We start from the raw sequence: 8,172 nt of genomic DNA, 5'->3' as shown, positions 1-8,172 counted from the left end.
AAAAATCGCTAATATAATTGCATGTGTCAAACAAAGCAAACCTCTCCATACGATAGGAAGATTTTTTCACATAATGAAATGTACATATGATTGAATTTTCTGTATAATCTTATGTGCGGAGGGGATACACATGAGAAGATGGGGGATTGAGTTTTTAATTTTAACAGTCGTTATTATTTGGGGGATAAATTTTACGATTGCGAAATATGGACTTTTAGAATTTACAGCAATTGAGTTTACTGCACTTCGGATGATATCGGCGGCACCGCTTATGTTACTCCTTACATTTTTTATTGAAAAGTCGGTTTATATGGAGCGAAAGGATATACCTAGGTTAATCATCGTTAGCGTTGTAGGTATTGTACTGTATCAAACATTGTTTATGGAAACTGTCAAATATACGTCCGCTACAAATGCCTCATTACTCATTTCTATTTCACCTATTTTTACAACTGTATTTGCTATTTTTTTGAAACAAGAAAAGTCTTCTTCTCGAAAGCTCATTGGTTCTATCATTGCCTTTGGCGGTGCAGCATTAGTTTTAGTAGCAGGACATTCACTTGCTAGTTCTTTTTATGGTAACGGAATTGGACTTATAACATCAATATGTTGGGGACTTTATCCTGTTTTAGCAGGTCCACTAATTACAAAATATTCAGCACTACGTGTTACCGCATGGTCAGCATTAGTTGGCGCGATTCCGCTTTTATTGTTAAGTGGACCACATGTATTTATAATGCCATTTCAAATTACACACGAAATGACACTATTCGCTTTACTATATTCCATTTTCTTTGTAACAGTATTTGGTTTAGTAATGTGGTATGTTGGTATTCAAAAAATTGGCGCGTCACATACGATGGTATATATGTATATAACGCCGCTTGTAGCTGTTTTATTTGCAGCTGTATGGGCAAATGAATATGTATCGTTTCAACAAATAATCGGTGGCATTATTATTTTCTTCGGTCTATGGTTTGTGAAATCGGAGAAAGTAAAAGTTCATTCTATTGCGGGGAAACCTATATCAAAATAGGAAAACAGATCACCTATGATCTGCTTTCCTATTTTTTTATTTTTGGTAAGAAGACGAGAAATAAGATAGCAGTAATAAGAGGAATTAAGTTTAAAAATGGAATACGGAAGAGTGTGATAAGAATAATACCTGGAAGAAGAACACCGAGGACAGCGTAAAAAATACTGTGATTTTTCGTGTACCAATACAATGAAAGTCCAATAAGTGCAGGGATAATGAGGTGAATGAGAGCCATTAAAAAATAAATCATTAGACGCCCCCTTTATTTGTGTGCTTATTACATCATATCCGTATGTTCATAGATTGATATCACTTTTTTCATAAATGGACGAAAAATGTTTGGAAAAACGTCACAAATTATGAGAATATGATGTTTGAAATCTTGTATAATATTATTTCCTGAAAACATTAAAAACAACATAAACAAACTGTTTATGTTGTTTTTAATTTGAGTGAAATGAATTTTAAGTAGTATGAACTCGAAAGAACTGAGTTATACAGCTTTTGTTGGATAGATAAAGTGAAACTTTAATCAGTGGGGGGGTTGTTCATCCCCCACTGATTATTAGTTGAACTAATCGGGCTTTTACGGGCAGTTGAGCCCCCACTTAACTTCTTTGCCTCCACTGAATTTTGAGGTGAGGGTCGTACTGCCCGTTAATGCGGGGTAAAAATTACCGAAGAGGAGAACAGCATGATTAGTATGTCATTAAGATCGTTTAAAATTCAATCGTATTATTTACTAGGTTTTCTTTTACTAGGCTGGATGTTAACGCCGTTTTCAGCTCATTTTCTAGGTGCAGGAATTGGACTGATTGTAAGTATGTATTGCGTTTGGCTTTTAGGGAGACGAATTGAGAAGCTTGGAGATAGTATCGTAAAGAAAACGAAAGCACCGACGCTCGGTATGTTTAATCGTTTTGCAGCTGCTATTTTAGGTGCTATTATTATGTACGAAATTGAGCACCACATGGTTATGTGGGCATTTGCAGTAGGGATTCTGGGCGGTTATTTCTTAATCGTTGTGAATTTAGGCTACTATAGTATGAAAGATGAGGAAGAATTAACGAAGAGCTAAAAAGATAAAAAGATAAAAGCCTCTTTTAGATGGAATAGAGGATCCGGCGAAGGATAGAAGAGGTCAGGGCCTTTTTTAGCCCCATGCGATGTGAAACCAGAGAGATGTAGTGAGTAGGGATATAATTTATATGTTCGAAGCTGTGAATTGTCTGTGTGGAAATGGGCTTACTCTGGGATAAGTGATTCAGTGATGGATAGTACAACAGGAAGCGTAACTTTTTATAAAATACAGGTTGCTGCTTCCAATAAGTTAACATGAAATCACGTATTTGTATGATTCTCGGGTTCTTTAAAAAGGTTGGATATAATACAACAAGTTATTCCGGTAATTAGAATAATATATTTTCTCGTTTCACTTGTATGCTCAAATAAATTAACGTTAAGCATCACAAGTCCCCAAAACATTTGAATCGCTCCGTAACTGAATAAAATTTTTCCTGTACGAGAAAATTTTTTCATAGGACTCACCCTTTCCTGTATATGTAAATTTTATCATAAAAAATGAAAAGTGAATGGTTATAAAATGAATTTTCTGTAATTTTTCCGAACTACATCACGGATGAAGAGAGAAGATATAGAAAGAAGCTTACGTAAAAACGTAAGCTTCTTTTTTATGTAAGTGTGTATAACCGTTAAGCCGCATTGGGTTTTGTCGGTGAGTACGCGGAACTTTACGGTTACACGACACTTATTCATATGAGTAAAAGGGTTATTCCAACAGAAAGTTTGTACTTAAGCGATTGGACCGCCTAAGTTAATAATATTTTCAGAAACGCTGTCGAACTTTTTGAAGTTCTCTTTGAATTCGCTCGCAAGCTCGATTGCTTTTGCTTTGTAAGCAGCTTTATCAGCCCAAGTTTGTTCAGGCATTAACACTTCGTCAGGTACACCTGGTACGTGAAGTGGAACTTCAAGACCGAAGATGTCATGTTTAGCTGTTTCTGTTTTCGCAAGTTCGCCGCTTAATGCTGCTTGAATCATTGCACGAGTGTAACCTAAGTTCATACGTTTACCAACGCCGTATTCGCCACCAGTCCAGCCAGTGTTTACTAAGAATACTTTCGCATCGTGTTTCTCGATTTTTTCACCAAGCATTTCAGCATAGCGAGATGCATCAAGTGGTAAGAATGGTGAACCGAAGCAAGTTGAGAATGTTGCTTGCGGAGATGTAACGCCGCGCTCTGTTCCTGCTAGTTTACTAGTGTAACCACTTAAGAAATGATACATAGCTTGTTCTTTTGATAACTTACTGATTGGAGGCAATACACCAGATGCATCAGCAGTTAAGAAAATGATTGTATTTGGGTGTCCAGCAACACTTGGCAGTACGATATTGTCGATCGCATGCATAGGGTATGCAGCACGAGTATTTTCTGTTAAAGTAGTATCGTTGTAGTCTGCGATACGCGTTTGGTTATTAATGATAACGTTTTCTAAAACAGATCCAAATTTGATTGCATCGAAAATTTGTGGTTCTTTCTCGTGAGAAAGGTTTACACATTTTGCGTAGCAACCGCCTTCAATATTGAATACACCGTTATCAGACCAACCATGTTCATCATCACCGATTAATTTACGGTTTGGATCAGCAGATAATGTTGTTTTACCTGTTCCAGATAAACCGAAGAATAGTGCTACGTCGCCTTCTTCACCTACGTTTGCAGAGCAATGCATAGAAAGAATATCTTGTTCAGGTAGTAAGAAGTTCATAATAGAGAAGATTGATTTTTTCATTTCTCCAGCGTATTCTGTACCACCAATTAGCACGATACGTTTTTCGAATGAAACCATAATGAATGCTTCAGAGTTTGTACCGTCAACAGCTGGATCAGCTTTGAAATTCGGTGCAGAAACAATTGTGAACTCTGATTCATGAGTTGTTAATTCTTCTTCAGTTGGACGAATAAATAATTGATGTACAAATAAATTGTGCCATGCATATTCGTTAATAACTTGAATTGGTAGGCGGTAATTGCGGTCAGCGCCTGCAAATCCATTGAAGACGAATAACTCTTCTTTTTCTTTTAAGTATTCTAAAACTTTAGTATATAATTTATTAAAATGTTCTTCAGAAATCGGTTGATTCACTGCTCCCCAAGCAATTTTGTCAGCAACCGATGCTTCTTTCACAATAAATTTATCTTTAGGAGAACGTCCTGTATATTTTCCTGTTGAAGCAGAAACGGCACCAGTAGAAGTTAATTTCCCTTCATTTCGCATTAATACTTTTTCCACTAATTGCGGAACACTTAGTTGAATCTGTGCATTGCTTCCGTTCAATAATTCGTGTAAACCAATTTGGACATTCACAGTACTCATATTTATATACCATCCTTTTCATTTAATGAAATATTTCTCGTAATCCCCAACAAGAGTATAACACAATTATATAAATAATGTATACTATTTATTTCTTTTTGTTTGTGTGAATGCATTATTTCCTTATTAATATTTCATTTCAGGCGTATTGAGAAAAACTTTCAGGAAAATGTGAATATTAATTGACAAATGAATATCATTTCTTTAGTATAGGTTGGGACGGATACTCTCTTATCCCGAGCTGGCGGAGGGACAGGCCCGATGAAGCCCAGCAACCTCACTTGTAGTGGTAAATACAGGTGAATAGGTGCTAAAACCTGTGCGAGGCTAACGGTCTCGAACGATAAGAGCAAAGGGCAAAAAGCAGTATGCAAGTAGCAAATTAAACCTTTCCTCTATGTAAAGTAGGAAAGGTTTTTCTGTATGCTTGTGTGGGAGAATAAATGTATGTCGCAGTTTGTGGCAAATTAAGGATGAGTTCCGTACAATATATACAATTACTGTAGGGAGGTTTACCACATGACAAAAAAACGTCATCTGTTCACATCTGAGTCTGTAACTGAAGGACATCCAGATAAAATTTGTGACCAAATTTCTGATTCAATTTTAGATGCGATCTTATCAAAGGACGCTAATGCACGTGTAGCTTGTGAAACAACTGTAACAACTGGTTTAGTATTGGTAGCGGGGGAAATTACGACTTCTACTTACGTAGATATTCCAAAAATCGTTCGTGAAACAATTCAAGGCATTGGTTACACACGCGCAAAATACGGATTCGATGCAGAAACTTGTGCAGTTTTAACATCTATCGATGAGCAATCTGCTGACATCGCTATGGGTGTTGACCAAGCGCTAGAAGCACGCGAAGGTCTAATGACTGACGCTGAGATTGAGGCAATTGGTGCAGGAGACCAAGGTTTAATGTTTGGCTTCGCATGTAATGAAACACAAGAATTAATGCCACTTCCAATCTCGCTTGCTCACAAATTAGCTCGCCGTTTAACTGAAGTACGTAAAGATGACACATTATCATACTTACGTCCGGATGGAAAAACGCAAGTTACAGTTGAGTATGATGAAAATGGTAAACCTGTACGTGTAGATACAATCGTAATTTCTACACAGCATCATCCAGATGTTACATGGGAAGAAATCGATCGCGATTTAAAAGAGCATGTAATTAAAGCTGTAGTTCCAGCAGAATTAATGGATGGAGAAACGAAATTCTTCATTAACCCAACTGGTCGCTTCGTAATTGGTGGACCACAAGGTGATGCTGGTTTAACAGGACGTAAAATCATCGTTGATACTTACGGTGGATACGCTCGCCACGGTGGCGGTGCATTCTCTGGTAAAGATGCAACGAAAGTTGACCGTTCAGCAGCATATGCAGCTCGTTATGTTGCGAAAAACATCGTAGCAGCTGGTCTTGCTGACAAAGCAGAAGTACAACTTGCATACGCAATCGGTGTAGCACAACCAGTATCAATTTCAGTTGATACATTCGGCACTGGTAAAGTATCTGAAGACGTACTAGTAGAACTAGTTCGTAACAACTTCGATCTTCGCCCAGCTGGTATTATTAAAATGCTAGATTTACGTCGCCCAATTTACAAACAAACAGCAGCTTACGGCCACTTCGGACGTACTGATGTAGATCTAACATGGGAACGTACAGACAAAGCTGCAGCTTTAAAAGAGCAGGCTGGTCTATAATATATGAAAAAAAGCTTTGCGCGGTGAGCGCAAAGCTTTTTTTATTTTGTTTTACTTACAATTTGAATGCATGAGCTACAATACACTTCACCGTCTAGCTCAATATATTTTTTCATATTCGTCATGCCACTTGCCGGAAAGGGCATATGAATCCATGCTTTTTCATACGTTTGGATTTCTTTTTCACATGATTTACAAAGGATTGGTTTCTTCTGGAACATATGTAATCAACCTTTCATTTGACGTGCTTTACCCGCGCAAAAGGCACTGCTTAGTAAAAATAGTGTTGCGAATATAATGCTTACTAATGTAGCGTATGGAATTGCGCCTTTTAGAGAAAAGCCAACAGTAATGGAAGCGACGAATAAGAGGATGAATGTTGTTGTTAGTTTTTTGTAAAGTTCCATAATATGTAGACCTCCTTATTTAGAGATAGAACGTTTAAATATATAATCTACTCTATAGGCAAGTACGAGAGGAATTAATGTGCTAGTCAAATAGTAACGAATACCACCATCAGGCATAAGCACATACAATTTTAAAAAGTTAATATCAAACCCGTAAGCGATACATTGAGAAAGGGATAATATAATTAGGAATGGTATAATGGGTACGTATCGTTTCATATTTTGAATCATATAAAGCTCCTTTATATGGATAAATATGCTTATATTGTATCATATTGAATTCTTTAATTTATACATAATTTTACAAAGTTAAATGAAAGGAAAGATGAAAAATGAGTGTAACTGAACATAAAAAACAAGCGCCAAAAGAAGTGCGCTGCAAGATTGTGACGATTTCTGATACACGTACAGAAGAGACAGACAAGAGCGGACAACTATTACATGAATTGTTAAAAGAAGCAGGGCATACAGTGACCTCTTATGAAATTGTAAAAGATGATAAAGAAAGTATTCAGCAAGCGGTGTTAGCTGGTTATCATAGGGAAGATGTTGATGTCGTGTTAACAAATGGCGGTACTGGCATTACGAAACGTGATGTGACGATTGAAGCAGTATCAGCGTTATTAGATAAAGAAATTGTCGGGTTTGGTGAGTTGTTCCGCATGATTAGTTATTTAGAAGATATCGGAAGCAGCGCAATGTTAAGTAGAGCGATTGGCGGTACAATTGGCCGCAAAGTTGTCTTTTCCATGCCAGGGTCTAGCGGAGCAGTTCGTCTTGCGATGAATAAATTAATTTTACCGGAATTAGGTCATATTACATTTGAGCTGCATCGCCAATGAGTAAGTATGCTGGAATTGTATTGGCAGGCGGTATGTCGAGTCGATTCGGTGAGCCGAAAGCGTTAGCGAGCTGGCAAGGTAGTACTTTTATAGAGCATATTTTGAAAGTGATGACGACTGCGTTGCAAGAAGTTGTGGTCATTAGTAACTCCGATATAAAAGAGCGAGTAGAGCAACTCGTACAAGTTCCTGTTATAGAAGATATTCCGCATTATAAAGGAAATGGACCACTTGCTGGAATTGTATCAGGAATGGAATATATAGAAGCAGATTGGTATGCTATTATGCCTTGCGATGCGCCAAATGTTTTGCAAGAGTGGTTTACCATTTTACTAGAGCAAACGAGTAATGAATATGATGCAGTTGTCCCTATTATTAATGGAAGGAAACAACCATTACTTGCAGCGTATCATAACCGTGTGAAAGAAAAGATTTATGCTTTGCTTCAGGAGGAAAAAAGAAGTATGGGCCAACTTTTATCACAATGTAATGTGAAGTATGTTTCTGGAGAAGATGTACAAGCGAATGCAGATTGGTTTATAAATGTGAATACGAAAGAAGAATATGTGCAGGCTCAAAAAGACCTTTCAAATGAATGAAAGGTTTTTTGATATACAGAAATTGGGGAACAATTACTGTATAAAGGTATGTGAGTAAGTTGATTTTAAGGGGAATCGCTTAAAATCACCATACAGTAAAAATACTGTATAACCATATATTAATTTTTATGGGTTTTTATTACAAGTCTATTTAGTTATGTGTCTTTTTG

The 8,172-nt window shown here is 37.0% G+C and carries 11 protein-coding genes and 1 riboswitch; of the genes, 5 read left to right on the top strand and 6 right to left on the bottom strand.

The genetic code is table 11. The annotated features are described in order from the left end of the window. Positions 1-130 precede the first annotated feature (130 nt). Positions 131-1,036: a DMT family transporter gene (locus tag MR113_RS26050; protein ID WP_242257358.1), complete on the top strand. Its 906-nt coding sequence runs from the start codon at positions 131-133 to the stop codon at positions 1,034-1,036. A gap of 28 nt (positions 1,037-1,064) precedes the next feature. On the opposite strand, the gene MR113_RS26045 is transcribed toward MR113_RS26050, so the two are convergent. Further along, positions 1,065-1,286, bottom strand: coding sequence for a hypothetical protein (locus tag MR113_RS26045; protein ID WP_000639043.1), 222 nt, complete (start codon positions 1,284-1,286; stop codon positions 1,065-1,067). A gap of 444 nt (positions 1,287-1,730) precedes the next feature. Here MR113_RS26045 and MR113_RS26040 point away from each other — a divergent pair, with 444 nt between their 5' ends. Beyond that, complete coding sequence (locus tag MR113_RS26040) at positions 1,731-2,114, top strand: ATP synthase subunit I (protein WP_000624932.1); 384 nt, start codon at positions 1,731-1,733, stop codon at positions 2,112-2,114. 263 nt (positions 2,115-2,377) lie between these two features. Here MR113_RS26040 and MR113_RS26035 read toward each other — a convergent pair whose 3' ends face one another. Next, on the bottom strand, positions 2,378-2,575 hold the full coding sequence (locus tag MR113_RS26035) for a hypothetical protein (protein ID WP_242257357.1): 198 nt from the start codon (positions 2,573-2,575) through the stop codon (positions 2,378-2,380). Positions 2,576-2,848: 273 nt separating this feature from the next. Beyond that, entirely contained in the window at positions 2,849-4,435 is a 1,587-nt protein-coding gene (pckA, locus tag MR113_RS26030; protein WP_242257356.1) for a phosphoenolpyruvate carboxykinase (ATP), read from the bottom strand. A 228-nt stretch (positions 4,436-4,663) separates the two neighbouring features. Continuing rightward, a riboswitch (SAM riboswitch) is annotated at positions 4,664-4,785 on the top strand. Positions 4,786-4,954: 169 nt separating this feature from the next. On the opposite strand from pckA, the gene metK reads away from it, so the two are divergent. Next, positions 4,955-6,154, top strand: coding sequence for a methionine adenosyltransferase (gene metK, locus MR113_RS26025; protein ID WP_000163113.1), 1,200 nt, complete (start codon positions 4,955-4,957; stop codon positions 6,152-6,154). A 41-nt stretch (positions 6,155-6,195) separates the two neighbouring features. Here metK and MR113_RS26020 read toward each other — a convergent pair whose 3' ends face one another. Genes MR113_RS26020 through MR113_RS26010 form a run of 3 tightly spaced genes read right to left on the bottom strand, consistent with a single transcriptional unit; the run spans position 6,196 to position 6,792 of the window. Continuing rightward, positions 6,196-6,375, bottom strand: a complete 180-nt coding sequence (locus MR113_RS26020) for a hypothetical protein (protein WP_240589073.1) — start codon at positions 6,373-6,375, stop codon at positions 6,196-6,198. A gap of 6 nt (positions 6,376-6,381) precedes the next feature. After that, positions 6,382-6,561: a hypothetical protein gene (locus tag MR113_RS26015; protein ID WP_000424805.1), complete on the bottom strand. Its 180-nt coding sequence runs from the start codon at positions 6,559-6,561 to the stop codon at positions 6,382-6,384. A gap of 15 nt (positions 6,562-6,576) precedes the next feature. Beyond that, positions 6,577-6,792 (bottom strand): hypothetical protein, encoded by a 216-nt coding sequence (locus tag MR113_RS26010; RefSeq protein ID WP_242257355.1) that lies wholly within the window; start codon positions 6,790-6,792, stop codon positions 6,577-6,579. A gap of 101 nt (positions 6,793-6,893) precedes the next feature. Here MR113_RS26010 and MR113_RS26005 point away from each other — a divergent pair, with 101 nt between their 5' ends. Beyond that, the gene (locus tag MR113_RS26005) at positions 6,894-7,403 is read left to right on the top strand and encodes a MogA/MoaB family molybdenum cofactor biosynthesis protein (protein WP_000117133.1); all 510 of its coding nucleotides are present in this window, start codon (positions 6,894-6,896) and stop codon (positions 7,401-7,403) included. Further along, complete coding sequence (locus MR113_RS26000) at positions 7,400-8,002, top strand: molybdenum cofactor guanylyltransferase (protein WP_242257354.1); 603 nt, start codon at positions 7,400-7,402, stop codon at positions 8,000-8,002. Before MR113_RS26005 ends, MR113_RS26000 begins: the two co-directional genes overlap by 4 nt. The last annotated feature ends 170 nt before the right edge of the window (positions 8,003-8,172 follow it).

It is taken from the genome of Bacillus cereus group sp. BfR-BA-01379 (genome assembly GCF_022663605.1).
GTDB lineage: Bacteria > Bacillota > Bacilli > Bacillales > Bacillaceae_G > Bacillus_A > Bacillus_A mobilis.
This window is presented reverse-complemented; position numbering and strand designations above follow the sequence as displayed.